Origin of the sequence: Shewanella jiangmenensis (genome assembly GCF_018596335.1) — a bacterium.
Classification (GTDB): Bacteria; Pseudomonadota; Gammaproteobacteria; order Enterobacterales; family Shewanellaceae; genus Shewanella; species Shewanella jiangmenensis.
Window position 1 is genome coordinate 530,309 of sequence record NZ_JAHEPS010000002.1, and the last position, 15,983, is coordinate 546,291.

At 55.8% G+C, this 15,983-nt stretch carries 16 protein-coding genes; 7 read left to right on the forward strand and 9 right to left on the reverse strand.

Annotated features, from left to right (window positions below; genetic code table 11):
• Positions 1 to 167: 167 nt before the first annotated feature.
• From lptF to KJI95_RS07750, 3 genes are all read left to right on the forward strand, one after another.
• A complete protein-coding gene (gene lptF / locus KJI95_RS07740) occupies positions 168 to 1,277 on the forward strand; it encodes an LPS export ABC transporter permease LptF (protein ID WP_214506603.1) in 1,110 nt (369 codons plus the stop codon).
• Entirely contained in the window at positions 1,274 to 2,332 is a 1,059-nt protein-coding gene (gene lptG / locus KJI95_RS07745) for an LPS export ABC transporter permease LptG (RefSeq protein WP_214506604.1), read from the forward strand. Before lptF ends, lptG begins: the two co-directional genes overlap by 4 nt.
• Positions 2,333 to 2,494: 162 nt before the next feature.
• Positions 2,495 to 5,266 carry a methyl-accepting chemotaxis protein gene (locus KJI95_RS07750; protein ID WP_214506605.1) on the forward strand — a complete coding sequence of 924 codons (2,772 nt, stop codon included), beginning with the start codon at positions 2,495 to 2,497 and terminating at the stop codon, positions 5,264 to 5,266.
• 23 nt (positions 5,267 to 5,289) lie between these two features.
• Here KJI95_RS07750 and KJI95_RS07755 read toward each other — a convergent pair whose 3' ends face one another.
• The 5 genes from KJI95_RS07755 to KJI95_RS07775 are packed head-to-tail and all read right to left on the reverse strand — an operon-like array spanning position 5,290 to position 8,477.
• Positions 5,290 to 5,802: an RDD family protein gene (locus KJI95_RS07755; RefSeq protein WP_214506606.1), complete on the reverse strand. Its 513-nt coding sequence runs from the start codon at positions 5,800 to 5,802 to the stop codon at positions 5,290 to 5,292.
• A gap of 3 nt (positions 5,803 to 5,805) precedes the next feature.
• Positions 5,806 to 6,057, reverse strand: coding sequence for a DUF2960 domain-containing protein (locus KJI95_RS07760; protein WP_214506607.1), 252 nt, complete (start codon positions 6,055 to 6,057; stop codon positions 5,806 to 5,808).
• 43 nt (positions 6,058 to 6,100) lie between these two features.
• On the reverse strand, positions 6,101 to 6,448 hold the full coding sequence (locus tag KJI95_RS07765; protein WP_214506608.1) for a DMT family protein: 348 nt from the start codon (positions 6,446 to 6,448) through the stop codon (positions 6,101 to 6,103).
• Between the two features lie 7 nt (positions 6,449 to 6,455).
• Positions 6,456 to 6,935 carry a GNAT family N-acetyltransferase gene (locus tag KJI95_RS07770; RefSeq protein ID WP_214506609.1) on the reverse strand — a complete coding sequence of 160 codons (480 nt, stop codon included), beginning with the start codon at positions 6,933 to 6,935 and terminating at the stop codon, positions 6,456 to 6,458.
• Between the two features lie 60 nt (positions 6,936 to 6,995).
• Entirely contained in the window at positions 6,996 to 8,477 is a 1,482-nt protein-coding gene (locus KJI95_RS07775) for a carboxypeptidase M32 (RefSeq protein WP_214506610.1), read from the reverse strand.
• A 150-nt stretch (positions 8,478 to 8,627) separates the two neighbouring features.
• On the opposite strand from KJI95_RS07775, the gene KJI95_RS07780 reads away from it, so the two are divergent.
• From KJI95_RS07780 to KJI95_RS07795, 4 genes are all read left to right on the forward strand, one after another.
• On the forward strand, positions 8,628 to 9,260 hold the full coding sequence (locus KJI95_RS07780; protein WP_214506611.1) for a YqiJ family protein: 633 nt from the start codon (positions 8,628 to 8,630) through the stop codon (positions 9,258 to 9,260).
• A 75-nt stretch (positions 9,261 to 9,335) separates the two neighbouring features.
• Complete coding sequence (locus KJI95_RS07785) at positions 9,336 to 11,036, forward strand: flotillin family protein (protein WP_432653791.1); 1,701 nt, start codon at positions 9,336 to 9,338, stop codon at positions 11,034 to 11,036.
• A 377-nt stretch (positions 11,037 to 11,413) separates the two neighbouring features.
• Positions 11,414 to 11,974: a DJ-1/PfpI family protein gene (locus tag KJI95_RS07790; protein WP_214506613.1), complete on the forward strand. Its 561-nt coding sequence runs from the start codon at positions 11,414 to 11,416 to the stop codon at positions 11,972 to 11,974.
• A 45-nt stretch (positions 11,975 to 12,019) separates the two neighbouring features.
• Positions 12,020 to 12,328 carry a ribbon-helix-helix domain-containing protein gene (locus tag KJI95_RS07795; RefSeq protein ID WP_214506614.1) on the forward strand — a complete coding sequence of 103 codons (309 nt, stop codon included), beginning with the start codon at positions 12,020 to 12,022 and terminating at the stop codon, positions 12,326 to 12,328.
• Here the strand turns inward: KJI95_RS07795 and KJI95_RS07800 are convergent.
• The 4 genes from KJI95_RS07800 to KJI95_RS07815 all read right to left on the reverse strand — a co-directional run bounded on the left by KJI95_RS07800 (position 12,307) and on the right by KJI95_RS07815 (position 15,901).
• Positions 12,307 to 12,981 carry a substrate-binding periplasmic protein gene (locus KJI95_RS07800; RefSeq protein ID WP_250885697.1) on the reverse strand — a complete coding sequence of 225 codons (675 nt, stop codon included), beginning with the start codon at positions 12,979 to 12,981 and terminating at the stop codon, positions 12,307 to 12,309. The genes KJI95_RS07795 and KJI95_RS07800 overlap by 22 nt on opposite strands.
• A gap of 112 nt (positions 12,982 to 13,093) precedes the next feature.
• Positions 13,094 to 13,729 (reverse strand): DUF2913 family protein, encoded by a 636-nt coding sequence (locus KJI95_RS07805; protein WP_214506616.1) that lies wholly within the window; start codon positions 13,727 to 13,729, stop codon positions 13,094 to 13,096.
• Positions 13,730 to 13,792: 63 nt separating this feature from the next.
• The gene (locus KJI95_RS07810; RefSeq protein ID WP_214506617.1) at positions 13,793 to 14,434 is read right to left on the reverse strand and encodes a peroxiredoxin-like family protein; all 642 of its coding nucleotides are present in this window, start codon (positions 14,432 to 14,434) and stop codon (positions 13,793 to 13,795) included.
• Between the two features lie 168 nt (positions 14,435 to 14,602).
• Positions 14,603 to 15,901, reverse strand: a complete 1,299-nt coding sequence (locus tag KJI95_RS07815) for a DEAD/DEAH box helicase (RefSeq protein ID WP_214506618.1) — start codon at positions 15,899 to 15,901, stop codon at positions 14,603 to 14,605.
• Between the last annotated feature and the right edge of the window lie 82 nt (positions 15,902 to 15,983).

A 15,983-nucleotide genomic window follows, 5' to 3' on the forward strand; every position in this document is an offset into this window, starting at 1 on the left:
TGTGCCCAAAATCGGGCCTAAGTTTCCGCGCCAAGGCCTGTTATCAGCGCCTTTTTTCGATGGCGCCTTGCAACGGTATCGGTCAGAAAACTATCAAAAGTAAACAGTTTACATGAAAGTTAAGCTGATACCAGCAAAATGAGAAGTTTTGATACCGGATCCTGCCTGTGATTGTATTTAGATATCTGCTGCGAGAAGTTTTCAAGGCGCAAATCGCGGTACTTTTGGTGCTGTTGACTATCTTTATCAGCCAGCATTTTGTCCGCGTTCTTGCCGATGCATCTGACGGTGAGTTTCCCGCATCTCTCGTGCTTACCTTGCTTGGCCTCAATTTGCCGTACCTGGCTGTGCTGGTGCTGCCGCTCAGTTTGTTTTTGGGGATATTGCTCGCCCATGGGCGCATGTATGCCGAAAACGAAATGGTGGTGTTTCACGGCGTCGGGGTGAGTGAGTGGTATGTCACCCGCGTTACCCTGCTGCTTGCCATCGCAAATATGCTGTTTACCGGCTATTTATCCCTGTTTGTTACCCCCTGGGCCGAAGAGCGCCAAAATCAGGTGTTGGAGAAAGCCCAGTCTGAAGCGGGGCTTGCTGCCCTGGTGCAGGGCCGTTTTCAAACCAGTCCCGACGGCCGGGCGGTGCTTTTTGTCGAGCGTATCGGCAAAGACAATCAACTCGAAAAGGTATTCGTGGCGCAGCTGCCCGATCCTGATGATGACAAAGGCCAGATCAATCTTGTGTCTGCCAAGGGCGGCAAAGTGGTTGAGGATGAGCAGGGCGCCCAGCGTTTAAGGCTCAATGACGGCGCGCGTTATCAGCGCGCTCCCGGCAGTCTTAACTATCAAATCCTCGAGTTTGGCGGTTACGGCATGCAAATCAAAGAGCAGCAGGTGGATGAGCGCAGACGCAAGATGTCAGCCTTGCCATTGCCTAAACTGCTTGAGCAAAAAACACCGGAAGCCGTTGCCGAGCTGCATTGGCGCCTGGCGATTCCGTTGGCGATTCCGCTGATGACCCTCATCGCCGTGCCCATGTCGCGGGTGAATGTGCGCCAGGGCAAGTTTGCCAAAATGCTGCCGGCGATTTTGCTCTACCTTGGCTATTTCGGGCTGATGGTGGCCGGGCGCAAGGCGCTGGAAGATGAAGTGATCCCGGCTGCGCTCGGTATGTGGTGGATCCATTTGTCGGCGCTGGTACTTGGCATCATGCTGCTTGGCAAGGAGCGGCCGCTCGGCGCCAGACTCTCGGGCCGTTTCAAGCGGAGGGTCGAAGCATGAACATTCTGGATTGGTACATAGCCCGGGTGCTTATCAGCACTTCCTCCCTGTGTTTGCTGGTGCTTACCGGTCTTTCCGGCATTATCAAATGGGTAGATCAGCTACGTCTGGTTGGCCGCGGCAGCTACACCATGATGGATGCCGGTGTGTATGTGCTGTTTCTTATTCCCCGTGATATTGAAATGTTTTTCCCGATGGCGGTGCTGCTTGGCGCCCTGATTGGTCTTGGCATGATGGCGGCCAACTCAGAGCTGGTGGTGATGCAGGCCTCGGGACAGTCGCGGCTGCAGATTGCCATGTCGGCGATGAAAACCGCAGTGCCCTTGATGCTGCTGGTTATGGCCCTTGGCGAGTGGGTTGCGCCGGTTGCCGAACAGCGCGCCAATGAGCTTAAAGCCACCATGATTTCCGGCGGCAGTCTGATTAAGTCGCACCGCGGCATTTGGGCCAAAGACGGCGACCATTTCGTTAACATAGGTGAAGTGGAAGATCTCGACACCCTCGGCAACATCACTCTGTATGAGTTTGATGACAACGAGCGCCTGACACATGTGCTCCATGCCAAAAGCGCCGAGTTCAATGGCAAAGAGTGGCAGCTCATTGAGGTGAGCAAAACCCACATCGAAGACGATAAAATCAGCAAAGAGCAGCTCGACACCCTGCCTTGGCAATCGAGCCTGACGCCGGACAAGCTCAGCGTGGTGTCGGTCAAACCCGAGTCGCTGTCGGTGCAGGGGCTGCTTGGCTACCTTGATTATCTTAAGGTTAACAGTCAGGACCCGAGCCGCTACGAGCTGGCCCTTTGGCGTAAGTTACTTCAGCCCATCACAGTGGCGGTAATGATGTTGGTGGCATTGTCATTTGTGTTCGGGCCACTGCGCACCGTAACCATGGGCGCCCGCGTGTTGCTTGGTGTGGTGGCCGGGTTCAGCTTTTATATCTGCAACGAAATCTTTGGCCCCATGACACTGGTGTATCAGCTGCCGCCTTACATAGGTGCCGGCGCGCCCGCGCTCCTTTTTACCGCTGTTGCCGTGTATTACATCCGCCGCTGACATTTGTTTTAGATTTACGACTTTTCTCGAAGGCGCCTGTTGGCGCCTTCGTTCTTCTGCATGAAGCTTGCGTTTGAAATACGCAAACCATCCCCTGCTGTACTAGGCTTTTGCTGTGCGTTTCCGTTTGGATGTCGCTGATACTGACAAGGATGTGGGGCTATGAGTATCAAATACAAGCTGTTGTCGATTGTGTTGTTGATGGCCGTATTTTTGCTGTTTACCGGGGTGATGGGCATGCGCGGTACCGACAGCATGCATCAGTCCCTTGGCACCGTGTATCAGGACAGAGTGGTGCCGCTCAAACAGCTCAAGGTTATCGCTGATGCCTATGCGGTGAGCGTGATTGATGCGGTGAATAAGGCCAACGCCGGTCTGCTGAGCCCGGCCGAGCTCAGGGCCGAGCTGTCGGGTGCGTCCGGGCGTATTGATACCGAGTGGCGCGCTTATATCTCAACCAAACTGACCAGCGACGAGCAAAAACTGGCAACCGAAGCTGAGGCGCTGTTTGCCGATGCCAACGCCGCCATGGCGACGCTTTCAACCTATCTTGCCGGAGTCGATGGCGACCTTCGCGGCAACCTCAATGCCTTTGATGGCGAGCTGTACCGCACCATCGACCCCATCAGTAACAAAATCGGCGAGCTTATCGAGCTGCAACTGGATGTGGCACGTGCCGAATTTGATGCATCCGAAGCCGTGTATATCAAGGTGCGCTACCTCAGTCTGGTGCTTATTGGACTTGGCGTGCTGCTTGGCGGGGCTGCCGTGTGGATTTTGCTGCGCTTCGTCATCCGCCCGCTTGAAAAGGCGCTCAATCTTGCCAACGCAGTGGCAGTTGGCAAGCTGGACAACGACATTGCCCGCGATGGCAAAGATGAAACCGGCCGACTTTTAAGCGCCCTTGGCCGGGTGCAGGATGCGGTGGCCGGTATCATTGCCCGGCAAACCGAGATGGCATCTGCCCACCGTCAGGGCATGGTAAGTCATATGCTCAGACCCGATGAATTCGATGGCGCCTATGCCGACATTGCGGCCCAGGTGAACACCCTTGCCCAAACCCACATCGAGGTGGCAGCCAATCTGGTGTCGGTCAGCCGCGAATATGCGCGCGGTAATTTCAGCGTCGAGATGGCCAGGCTCCCCGGCGAGCAAGCCGCCATCAGCGATGCCTTTGCCGAAGTGCGTCAGGCACTACTGGGGATAAGCAATAACATCAAGGCGATGGCATCCAGTGGCGCCGACGGCGATTTCTCCCGTCGGGTCGACATTAATGGCCTTGAGTATCTGTTTCGTGAAACCGCAGACGACCTTAACCGTTTGCTCGCCACCTGCGAGCAGGGTTTTGGCGATATCCGCCGGGTCACGCTCGCTTTATCCTGCGGCGATCTGAGTCAGCAAATCGATGCTTACTATCCCGGTGTATTTGGTGAGACAGCGCGGTCTGTCAATCAAACCGTGCTCAGTTTGCGCCAGACGCTGGGGGAGGTTGAAACTTTGGTGGCCGGCGCCTGCAATGGCGACTTTGCGACCCGCATGGCCTGTGATGAGCGCAGTGGTTACCGGCTGCGATTGGCAAATTCACTCAATAATTTATCTCAGGTTACCGAGTCGGGGCTTAAGGAAATCAGCGCCGTGGTCGGGGCGCTGTCGCGGGGCGAGCTTGACTGCAGAGTGGCGGGCGAGTATCCGGGGCTCTTTGGTCAAACCCAGCAGGGGGTGAACAACACCGCCGACGCGCTGGCACAGTTTGTTGCGGATATCGATGCCATGGTCAATGCCGCTGCAAGGGAGGGAGATTTCAGTCAAACCGTACCCACTGACGGACGCAGCGGCTTTTTGCTCACTCTGGCATCACGGCTAAATGAGCTTGCCATGGTCACCCGCGACGGGCTGACCCAGGTAAAACACATAGCCGGTGCTATCGCCAGCGGCGATCTGACCCAAAAAGTCAGCGGCCATTATCCCGGGCTTTTCGGCGAAACCCTGTCGGCGCTCGATGGCACAGTGGAGCGGCTTTGCAGCATGGTTGCCGAAATTCAGGATGCCACCGCCACGCTGCAGTTATCGGCCCGTGAAATTGCCAGCGGCAACATGGACTTGTCCAATCGCACCGAAGCCCAGGCCCATTCGGTGGAAGAGACGGTGGCGAACTTTCGAAGCCTTGGCGACAGTATCAATCAAAACAGTCGGCATGCGGTGGATGCGGCTGCACTGGCGCGGGAGTCAGCCGCCCACGCGAGCCACGGCGCCCTTATCGTTGCCGATGTCGAGCAAACCATGAACGGCATCGAAGAGACATCGGAGCAAATCGCCAGCATCACCGGCATGATAGATTCCATCGCCTTTCAAACCAATATTCTGGCGCTTAACGCGGCGGTGGAAGCTGCCCGCGCCGGCGATTCGGGTCGGGGCTTTGGGGTTGTGGCTGCCGAGGTTAGAAGCCTTGCCAGCCGCTCGGCCGATGCCGCGCGGGAAATTCGCGACGTCATCGGCGCCGCCGCGGTGCGGATCAGCGCCGGTAATCAGCAGGCCGCCAAAGCCGGGCGCGCCATGCAGCAAATCGATGGCAGCGTGCAATCGGTGGCGGGGCTGCTTGAGCAGATAGCCAGTGCAACCCAGACCCAGGGGCAGGGCATGGTGCAGGTTCAAAAGGCGGTGGATCAGATTGACGGGGTAACCCAGCACAATGCGGCGCTGGTGGAAGAAGCCTCGGCGGCCGCTGCGAGTATGCAGGCGCAGGTTGAGCGGCTGGCTCAGCTGATGTCGGTCTTTACCCTGCGGACGCAGGATGAGGCTGGCAAAACGCGGCAAAACACGCGGCAGAACACAGCAAGAAACACAGCAACAAACACTGCGATAAACAAAGCGGTAAAAAAGGGACTTCAAGGCAAAGCAAAGAGCGTTAAAACCACGGCGATGCGGCGCGCCTGATGGGGCGCGCCGGATAGCGGTTATCAGTTCAGGCCGTGCCAGCTGCGCATCTGGTTGGCTTCAACCGACAGCACCACCACTTCGGAGCGGGTCATTTTATCCTGCAGCGCCAGCTTGTCGGGGTTTATCAGGATAAACAGATTGCCAAGACCAAACAGCGACCATACCAGCCGCGCCGAGGCGGCGAGCAGGCTCAGGTTCTGGCCGTTGGGGTGCTGCACCTTAAGGCGCCAGGCACGCATACCCAGGGTTTGGCCGCCGCGACTCCAGAACAGCACATAAAAACTGGCCACACAGAATAAAATCCAGGCGAAGTTAAGGTTGCGGTACAGCTCGTTACTGTTCAGTACATCAATCACATGCTCATGGCCGCCGCGATCGATAATGCCGCTGTTAACCAGCACGGCAAACACCACAAAGCTGACGATACCGGCAAGGATCCACACCGCTGCGGCCAGCATAATGTCGTACACCATAGCCCCGAGCCGACGGAAGAATCCGGCGCGGGGGAAGTTGGCATGTTCATGATTTATCATTGTTTAACCCTGTTCTTCGTCACGCAGCATGCGGATGTCTTTAAAGCCCATGCGTGCAAATTCATTCAGGCGATAGCTCTTGAGCGCGCCCTTGCCTTTGGCCGTCATGGCAACCTGTTGTTCCATCGCCAGAAAGCGGGTCAAGTCCACGCCTTCGGCCGCCGCAGCCGCTTCGTACATATCGTGGAATTTGTCATAGGCAAAGTTGATAACCTTGGCCTGGCCCTTGTAGGTGTAGGCAACCTGACGCGCCATGTTACTGTCCTTTCGTTGTTTAAAGCTGAATCCGCACCAAGGGTTAAAGCTCGCTGCGGAAAATAAAATACACGGCACCGAGAATACAGAGCCCGGCCCAGAGATAATCGAGTTTGAGCGGCTCTTTGAGGTAAAACACCGCGAAGGGCACAAAGAGGCTCAGGGTGATGACTTCCTGCAGAATTTTAAGCTGACCGACATTCATCACCGTGTAGCCGATTCGATTGGCGGGCACCTGCAGCAGATATTCAAACAGCGCTATGCCCCAACTGACCAGTGCCGCCACAATCCACGGCTTGTGATTCAATGCCTTAAGATGGCCGTACCAGGCAAAGGTCATGAAAATATTCGATAAACACAACAAGCCTATGGTGGTCAGCGTGGGGTGCATGGCGGCCTCAGAGTGAGCAAATCATGTAACTGGCATCGTCGGTGTAACTGCCAAGGCACTTCAGACTTTTGCTTTCTTCAAAGCCCTGGCGGCGCCAGAAACTGTCAGCGCCCTGAACCGCCACCAAGGACAGCGATGGCAGCGACCAGTGGCTTGCCAGCTGTTTAAGTTTGCTCATTGCCTTGGTACCGGCACCCAAGCCCTGAGCCCGCGCCGAAATCGCCATATCGTGCAAATACAGTGTGTTGGCATCGGGCAGCTCGGTCAGTGGCTGATACAGCGGCGGCGGTGTGGCTTCCACCCAGGGGTGCGCCAAACAGTAACCCAGCACGGCGCCGTCTTTTTCCATCACAAAACAGGAGTCGGGCGACACCTGCCATTTGCTTTGCAGCACATGCAGAGGCTCAGGCTCAAGCGCCTGATAACATTCGGCCTGAATTTCGAGAATGGCCTGCCAGTCTTCGGTTTTAATTGCTCTGAGGTGCATTATCCGCCCTTTGCATCGCAGCTGCTGTTTACAAAGGGCGGAATTATACCTGACTGTATGCTATTCGCCCAGATAGCGGCGCTTAAGGTGAGACAGCAGGTATTGACCGCTGAGGCTCTCGCCGGTGGCGGCCTGGATAAGCTGGTCTGTGCCCTTGATTGAGCCCTGCGACCAGATATGAGTCTCAAGCCAGCCAAAGACCTCGGCAAGCCGGTTTTGGCGGATAAGCTCTTCAAGCGGCCCAAGCTGCTGCTCCATGGCGGCGCGCAGCTGCGCCGCATACATGGCGCCGAGGGTATAACTTGGGAAGTAGCCAAGCTCGCCGAGCGTCCAGTGAATGTCCTGCATACAGCCATTGCGGTAGTCGCCATCGGTATTGATGCCAAGCAGCGAGCTCATTTGCGACGACCAGAAATCCGGCAGGTCGGCCACACTGAGACTGCCATCGAGCAGCGCCTTTTCGGCTTCAAAACGCAGCAGAATATGGCAAGGGTAAGTGACTTCGTCGGCATCCACCCGGATGAGCCCCGGCTTGACCCGGCTGTAGTGATAGGTGAGCTCGGCGGCGCTGAACGATTTATGCAGATGGCGGTTGATGATGGGCGTGATTTTGTCAATAAAAGCAGGACTTTCGCCCAACTGCATTTCAAAAAACAGGCTCTGGCTTTCGTGTATGCCCATGGAGCGCGCCGCGCCCGCCGGCTGACCGCGAAGCGCAAGCGGCAAGCCCTGCTCGTAGCGGGCGTGGCCGGTTTCATGGATAACGCCAAGCAGCGCTCCGGCAAATTCCTGCTCGCTGTAGCGGGTTGTGAGGCGCACATCGCCCGGCACGCCGCCGCAAAACGGATGGCTCGATACATCGAGCCGCCCCTGATTGAAGTCAAAGCCCAAAAGTTGCATCAGCTCTCGGCCGATGGCTTCCTGCGCCGCTATCGGAAATGGGCCTTCGAGGGGCGCCATCTGCTCGCTTGCCTGACGGTCACGCACCCGGCGAATGAGGTCTGGCAGCTCACCTCGAAGCGGCCTGAAGATGTCATCGAGTCTGGCGCTTGTTATGCCGGGCTCAAACTTATCCAAGAGTGTGTCGTAGGGACTAAGGCCGGTTGCGGCCGCGCGGTGGGCCGCTTCTTCGCGCACCAGCGCCATCACGGCTTCCAGATTGGGCTTAAAGCCTTGCCAGTCATTGTGTTTTCGCTGCTCACGCCAGGCGTTTTCACAGCGGTAGGCCGCCTTGGTTTTGGCTTCAACCAGCTCGGTGGGCAGCGCATTTGCCTGCATTACGGCCCGTTTCATCTCCCGAAGATTGGCCTGCTCGAGTGCGGTTAACGATTCGGTCGCGGCGGCGTCAATAAAGTCGGCAAGCCAGGAGGCGGTTTTCATGCCGTGAATGTGGCCCGCGAGGGTGGCCATAGCATCGCTGCGGCCTTCGCTGCCGCCCATGGGCATCATGGTTGCCTGATCCCAGTCGCCTAGGGCGCTGAAATGTTCAAAGTGGGAAATCTGGGTAAAGTGCTGCTTAAGTGCGAGGTAGTGATTGCTCATTAGGCCATTCCAAGCAAAGGGTTACCCGAATTCTAATCCAAATCCGCCGTGTGGGTAAAAACACTTGGCAAAGACTCAGGCTTTGGTATGCTCGGTTTTTCAACAAGGGACAACAAAACACAGAATGGCATTCTGTTCAAGGATCTGAAAATGATTGCCTTTTTACTCTCTGACGCCAATTTCCCCTTTACTGTGGTGCTGGCCGTTATCTTGCTGCTTGGGATCATCGAAGCGCTGTCACTGGTGACCGGTTTAAGCCTGATGGGCCTTTTGAAAGACTGGGATCTTGCTGATGTGGACTTTGATGCCGATGTCGCCGGCGGCGGTTTTACCGGCCTTATCGGTTGGCTGTGCCTTAACCGTTTGCCGCTGCTGATTTGGCTGGTGCTGGCCATGACCTGCTTTGTGATTGCCGGTTACGCTGTGAATTACCTCGGCGCTATGCTGCTTGGCACCCTGCTGCCGGGCTGGTTGGCGATTTTGCTGGCGCTGGTGTTTGCTGCGCTTGGCTGTCGTTACCTTGGCGCGCCACTTGCCACCTTACTGCCTAAAAATGAAAGCAGCGCCGTGTCGGTGGATGATTTCAGCGGCTGTATCGCCACTGTCACCCTTGGCCGGGCGGTCAAGGGCAATCCATCCGAAGCACTGCTTCGCGACCAATATCAACAAAAACACTATGTGCTGGTAGAGCCTGAGGACGCTGGCAGCGAATTTCCTCAAGGCACTGAGGTGGTGCTGCTGCGCCGCCAGGGGCGGGTTTGGGCCGCCAGCCGCTTTAAATAAAAACTGTGGAACTGACAAGGAAGCTTTATGGAAAACACACAGATCTTCGCCGATAGTGGCACTTTCGTTTTTGTCATGGCCGGTGTGGCCGTGCTGGGTCTTTTGGTCATCGGCCTTATTTTCGCCAAGCTTTATCGCCGCGCCACCAAGGAAATGGCCTTTGTGCGCACCGGCTTTGGCGGCGAAAAGGTCGTTAAGGATGGCGGCGCCATCGTGCTGCCTGTGCTGCATGAAACCATCCATGTGAACATGAATACCCTGCGTATCGAAGTGGAAAAGACACAGAAAGATGCGCTTATCACCAAAGACCGGATGCGGGTGGATGTAAAAGCCGACTTTTACCTGCGGGTTGCGCCCCATGCTGAGGGCATTTCCATGGCGGCGCAGACCCTCGGCACCCGCACCACCCGGGTGGAAGAGCTGAAAAAGCTGATGGAATCCAAGTTTGTAGACGTGCTGCGCGCCGTGGCCGCCGAGATGACCATGACCGAAATGCACGAGCAGCGCGCCGATTTTGTGCAGCGGGTGCAAAACAACGTGGCCAATGACCTTGAGAAAAACGGCTTGGAGCTGGAGTCGGTGTCGCTGACCGGCTTTGACCAGACTGAGCTTGATTTCTTTAACGAAAATAACGCGTTCGACGCCGAAGGTCGGGCGCGTCTGGCTAAAATCATCGAAGAAAAGCGTAAAGAGACCAACGACATTCAGCAGGAAAACCGCATCAAGATAGAAATGCGTAACCTTGAGGCTGAAAAAGAGTCGCTCGAAATCAAGAAATCGGAAGAAGAAGCCAAGCTTGCCCAGCAGCAGGCGCTGGAATTCAAGCGTGCCGAGCAAAAGGCGGAAATCGTCAAGCAGCGCGAGCAAAAAGCCCGTGAAGAACGCGAGGCCGAAATTGCCAAAGAACGCGCCATCGAGGCCGCCGAAATCGAAAAGACCCGCGAAATCGAGACCCGCGAAATTGAGAAGCGCAAGACAATCGAGCAGGCGCGCATTCAGCAGCAGCGCGATATCGAAGTTTCCGAGCAGGAGAAGCAAATTGCAGTAGCCGCCAAGTCGGAAGAAGAGTCCGCCGCCCGAGCCCGCGCCGCCGAGGCTGAAAAGCTGAAAGTTGAGAAAGAAGAAGCGGTTATCACAGTGCGCCAGGTGGCTGAGGCTAACCGCCGTAAAGAAATCGAAGTAATTGATGCCCGCAAGGAAGCCGAGCGTGAAGCGGTGGGCGTGACAGTGCAGGCCGAGGCCGAAAAACGTGCCGCCGAAGACCGCTCATCCGCCATTCTGACCGAGGCTCGCGCCAATGCCGATGCCAAAAAGCTGCAGGCCGAAGCCGATGAGAAGGTGTACGCGGTTGAAGCGGCCGGTAAGCAGGCGCTGTACGAGGCCGAAAACGTGCTGCGCGATGAGCAGATTGAGCTGCAAAAGTCGCTCGCCATTCTGCGCGCGCTGCCTGAGATTGTTGCTCAGGCGGTTAAACCGCTGGAAAACATTGAAGGCATCAAGATTTTGCAGGGCTATGGCACAGGCGGCGCGACGCTGGCAAACGGTGATGGCGCCAGCTCCGGCGGCATTGCCGAGCAGGTGACTCAGGCCGCGCTCAACTACCGCGCCAATGCCCCTGTGGTGGATGCCATGCTGCGTGAGCTTGGACTGGTGGATAAAGACAAAGGCGGCCTTAACGACCTGCTCACCGGCAACAACGGCCTGACCGAACAGGCGATGAAGGTGGTCGAGCAGGCCAATGTGCGCCTGAATGGCCACAGTATTTCAGCCGACTGAGCCTGATTATCCGCATTCTTTAGCCAGTAAGCCTTTCATTAGGGAAGGCGGCTTGGAGAAAGTCGGCTTAGAGAAAGTTGGCTTAGGGAAAGTTAGCTTATAGAAAGTTGAAGTAGAAAAAGCGCCTGCGGGCGCTTTTTTTATGCCGCTTGCGATAAGGCACAGAGAGTAAAGCTGCCTGCATTACCCGGTCCAGCTAGCAGCCCTTCCGTTTAGCTGCCCTTCCATTTAGCTGTGCTTCCATTTAGCGGCTAGTGCCCATGGTAGTAGTGGGCTGTTACCCCAAGCTTTTTTAGCGGCGTACAGTCAAAGGTTGAATGCGGGCGCGGCAAGTGGTGCAGCCTGCTTGAAACATGCAACCAATCAAGGAGCACACTATGGCCAAGGTACTGATTATTGCAGGTGATTTTGTTGAAGATTATGAACTTATGGTGCCATTTCAGGCGCTGCAGGCGATGGGACATGAAGTGATTGCCGTGTGTCCCGGCAAAAAGCCGGGCGAAACCATCAAGACCGCCATTCATGACTTTGAAGGCGACCAGACCTACACCGAAAAGCCGGGCCACCTGTTTGCCCTTAATGGTGATTTTGCAGCCGTAAAGACCGCAGAATTTGATGCGCTGCTTATTCCGGGCGGCCGTGCGCCCGAGTATTTGCGCCTTAATGCGGAGGTGATTGAGCTGGTGCGCCATTTTGATGCCAGCAAAAAGCCCATCGCGGCCATCTGCCATGGCGCCCAGCTGCTTGCAGCTGCCGATGTTATCCGCAATAAACGGGTTTCGGCTTATCCTGCCTGTGCGCCTGAGGTGCGACTTGCGGGTGGTGAATACTGCGATATCAGCGTTACCGATGCCATTACCGACGGCAAGCTGGTGACAGCACCAGCCTGGCCTGCGCATCCCGCCTGGCTTAAGCAGTTCAATGCGCTGCTGAACTGAGCCGCCAAGCTGTGCTAAGGTGGGCAAAGCACAGGGAGGATGGTGATGTGTGAAATCTATTCGGGCGCAGAGCCTGAGCTGTTTGAGCTTAAAACCCGCTCTATTCGGATTGATGGCGTGGTCACCAGTATTCGGCTGGAGGCCATCTTCTGGCAGCTGATTGAAGAAATTGCCGAGGATGCCGGCATCAGTGTCGCGGTGTTTTTAACCCGTATTTACCATGAAGTGATTGCCCGCCATGGCAAAGTGAGTAACTTTGCCTCTTTACTGCGTGTCGCCTGCACTACCTGGCTAAATCAGGGAAAACGGCTGGTGCTGCGCCAGGCAGAGGATCACTCGTTACTGTTTGACTGAGTGTACTTGGCTATCAGCTGGTCTATGGTGCCATCGGCCTTAAGCTCTGCGATGGCATCATTTATCCGCGCTAACAGGTCGGCGCGCTCCTTTCGCAGGCGAAACACCAAAAATCCCGATGAGTGCTCTGCGCCAAAGGCTATCGGCAGTTTCAGCTGATTTGACCAATAGAGGGCTGTGTCGTCGCCACTGATGGCGGCCTGAATGCGACCCCGGTGCAGCGCCTTGATAAGCTCCTGCTCTGATTTGAAATCTACCCGGATGAAATCTTTATCATTGTGGTAGAGGTAGCCCATCACGGTGCCGATTTCCTTCCCCTTGACACTGCTCATATCCGCCCATTGCGATTGATTTTGCACCAGGGTAATCAGGTGTTCCTTGATGGCCATTATGGGCTCTGACTGGACAAACAGCGGCCCGAAATCACCATGCTCAAACCAGCTGGGGCTGACGATGTCGAAGTCCAGCGTGCCTTTATCCAGCGCCTGATTGGTGCGGTTGGGGGGCAGGGGGATGTTTTGGCCCTGAATTTTTGCCCTTGAGAGCAATTGCGGCAGCAGCTCTGAAATCAGCCCCGGTGACTCGGGATTATTGGGAATGTAATAGGGATACCAGCTGCTGGAACCTGAGACGCTGTATTTAAGGATTGGCATGTTGCTGTTATTTGCCAGCACACACGTACTTAATAAGGCTACTGCCAACAGTAAAAAGCGCCCCATATTTTGCTCTCCAAATCATTACTGTTTTGAAGATATTACAATCTTGTTAATTGCTTGTCAGCAAGGCAAGCGATGGTAACAGATTGTGCGGATACAGGCGGTATGCCTTGTGATGCTTGATAAGCGAAGCCTTTTTATCGCCAAGAGTCAGCAGCAGTGTGTGCTCATACGCAAGTTTGGCCAGGGTTTGTTCGTCAGCGCGAACGTACAGGGTCAGAGGTTTAACGAGCTCATCGCCGTTAATGTTGGCGGTGAATTCGTCGGCGCAGATGATTACAGATGACTGGCCATCGGCATCGAGTTTCAGTTTGGATTTGATGGGCGTATCGGTATAGATGATAAAGTCTGCTTCCCGCGCCGCAGACAGCAGGGCATTGAGGCGCTTTCCCAAGCCGGTAGGGGCTTGCATTGCGGCGCTGTATTGATGCGAAATACGCTCGAGCAGGGATTTAAGCTCGGCGCCTGCACCCACACTGCGGCCAAGGCGTACCCACTGGGTTAAATCGTCGGCGATGCATTTGGCGTAGCGTCTGTCTTTGAGTGCCTGTGCCATCCAGCTGCACAGAAAGTGGCTTTGCTGCGCTTTGGTGGCGTGGCTGCTGCCGGCGCTTGAGGCGGCGAGGGCCGCAATGCCATCGTTGGCCATGGCAAGCAAAGTGTGGTTGTAATCAGGCGTGGACATACAAAAATCCGTCAAAGAAAGGGCGCCTATTGTAGGAACACCCTCTCTTTGCTGTAAAGCGGCTTATGCCTTGGTGGCGGCGAGTTTCGCGGCGGTCAGGATAAGCTCAGGCGCGGGGCGGACTTTGAAGTTGGGGTTCACATACTGAAAATGCACCAGTCCTTCCTTATCGGCGATGTAAACCGCCGGCACCGGCAGTACCAGACGCGGCTCGCCTTCCGGAGTAGTAAACAACGGGTTTTCAAGCTTCATTCGGGCAAGGTAGGCATCGCTGGTTTGCTTGCTGGTGAAAAACGCCAGACCAAAGGCGCGGGCGGCGTCCATGTTGGCATCTGACAGCAGCAGGTAATCAAGTTTGCGCTCACCGGCGGAAGCGGCGAGTTTCTCCGGACTATCGGGGCTTATTCCCACCAGTTGATACCCAAGTTCAATCAGCTTGGGTTCGATTTCTTTCAGTTGCCCCAGCTGGTTGTTGCAGTACGGGCACCATCCGCCGCGGTAGAAAAACAGTACAGTTGGCTTTTGGGCTATCAGGTTTTTAAGGTCAACGACTTTGCCGCTGCTGTCTTTGAGCATGACGGCAGGGATCTGCTCGCCATTAAGGAGCGGTGATACCGACTCGGCGTCGGCAGCGATGGGATTGGCAAAAAGCTTGGCGGACAATAGCAAGGCCAGCAGAGGAAGCATTAGATGGCTGAATTTCATGGGATCTCCAGAGTTCGATTGTGTCCCCATAAGACCGTGAACCCGGCCATATGCTTTCAGCCTTGTCTTTAAAAAATGTGTCAGCGCGATAAAAAGCGCGCAAACAGCGATAAAAAAAGACGGCGCAGGGCCGTCTTTTCACTGAAGGGCGGTGGTGTAGATTCGCCCTTATTTAATCTTTTTGGTGTTGCCTTTTGAGCCCACTTTTACCTTCACCCGGCGGCCGGCCATGCTCTTTTCGGCGGCAACCTGGGCGATGGCATCGCTCTCAACCCGGGTCTTCTTGGCAAAGCTGCGGCGCTGCTGCAGTTTTTTCAGCAGCAAATCGCGGCTCGAAATCTCGTAGCCCGGCATCACGATGCGCTTGAGGCGCTGGCCAATCAGTTTTTCGATATCGGCCAGGGTGCGCTCTTCTTCGCGGCTGACAAAGCTGATGGCGACGCCACTTTTACCGGCACGGCCGGTGCGGCCTACACGATGAACGTAGTCTTCCGGTAGGAAGGGCAGGTCGTAGTTAACCACGTACTCGAGATCAGGAATATCCAGACCCCGGGCGGCGACTTCGGTAGACACCAGTACCCGCAGCTTGCCTTCTTTAAATTCCTGCAGCGCGCGGCGACGGGTGCCCTGAGTCTTTTCGCTGTGGATCACCGCCGACGGAATGCCATCGAGATTCAGCTCTTCGGTGAGCTTTTCGCAGTCTTCACGGGTGGCTGAAAACACCAGAACCCGCTGCCAGTTTTTGCGGCCAATCAGCTCAGACAGCAGCTCGCGTTTGCGGCGCTGCTCGACCGGATACACAACCTGGCTCACCGTGCTGGCAGCGGTGTTGTGGCGATCGGCGGTCAGCACTGTGTGCTTTTTCATGATCTCGTCGGCAAGCTTACGCACACCGCCGGAGAAGGTCGCCGAGAACATCAGTGTCTGACGTTCTTTGTTGGCGGCCTGGATAAGCTTTTGAATATCGGCAATAAAGCCCATGTCGAGCATACGGTCGGCTTCATCGAGTACCAAAAACTCAACCGCGGACAGCGACAGGTTGCCCGCCATCAGGTGCTCAAGCAAACGGCCGGGCGTGGCGACTATGATGTCGGTGCCTTTACGCAGCTTCTGGGCCTGGGTGTCGGTTTTGCCACCGCCGAATACTGTGACCACATTCAGTTCCAGATATTTGCCATAGGCCTGAATATTCTTGGAAATCTGCTCGGTCAGTTCGCGGGTGGGTGCGAGAACTAGGGCGCGGGCCTTGGTGGCTTCCCGTGGCTTTGGCGTATCACACAACTTTTGCAACATGGGCAGAGCGAAGGCCGCAGTCTTGCCTGTGCCTGTCTGGGCGGATGCCAGCACATCCTGACCGCGACGCACGGGAGGTATGGCCAGTCGCTGAACCGGGGTCATGGTTTCATAACCGCATTCGGCAATGGCGCGCAAAATTTCAGGAGCAAAACTGTAGGATTCGAATTTCATGGATCTTTCCTGGGCGTAAACAGACGATTATCAAGGCGATTTTCGAAGGCAATTGCCTTGGTCGGAATATGCCTTTTCACAA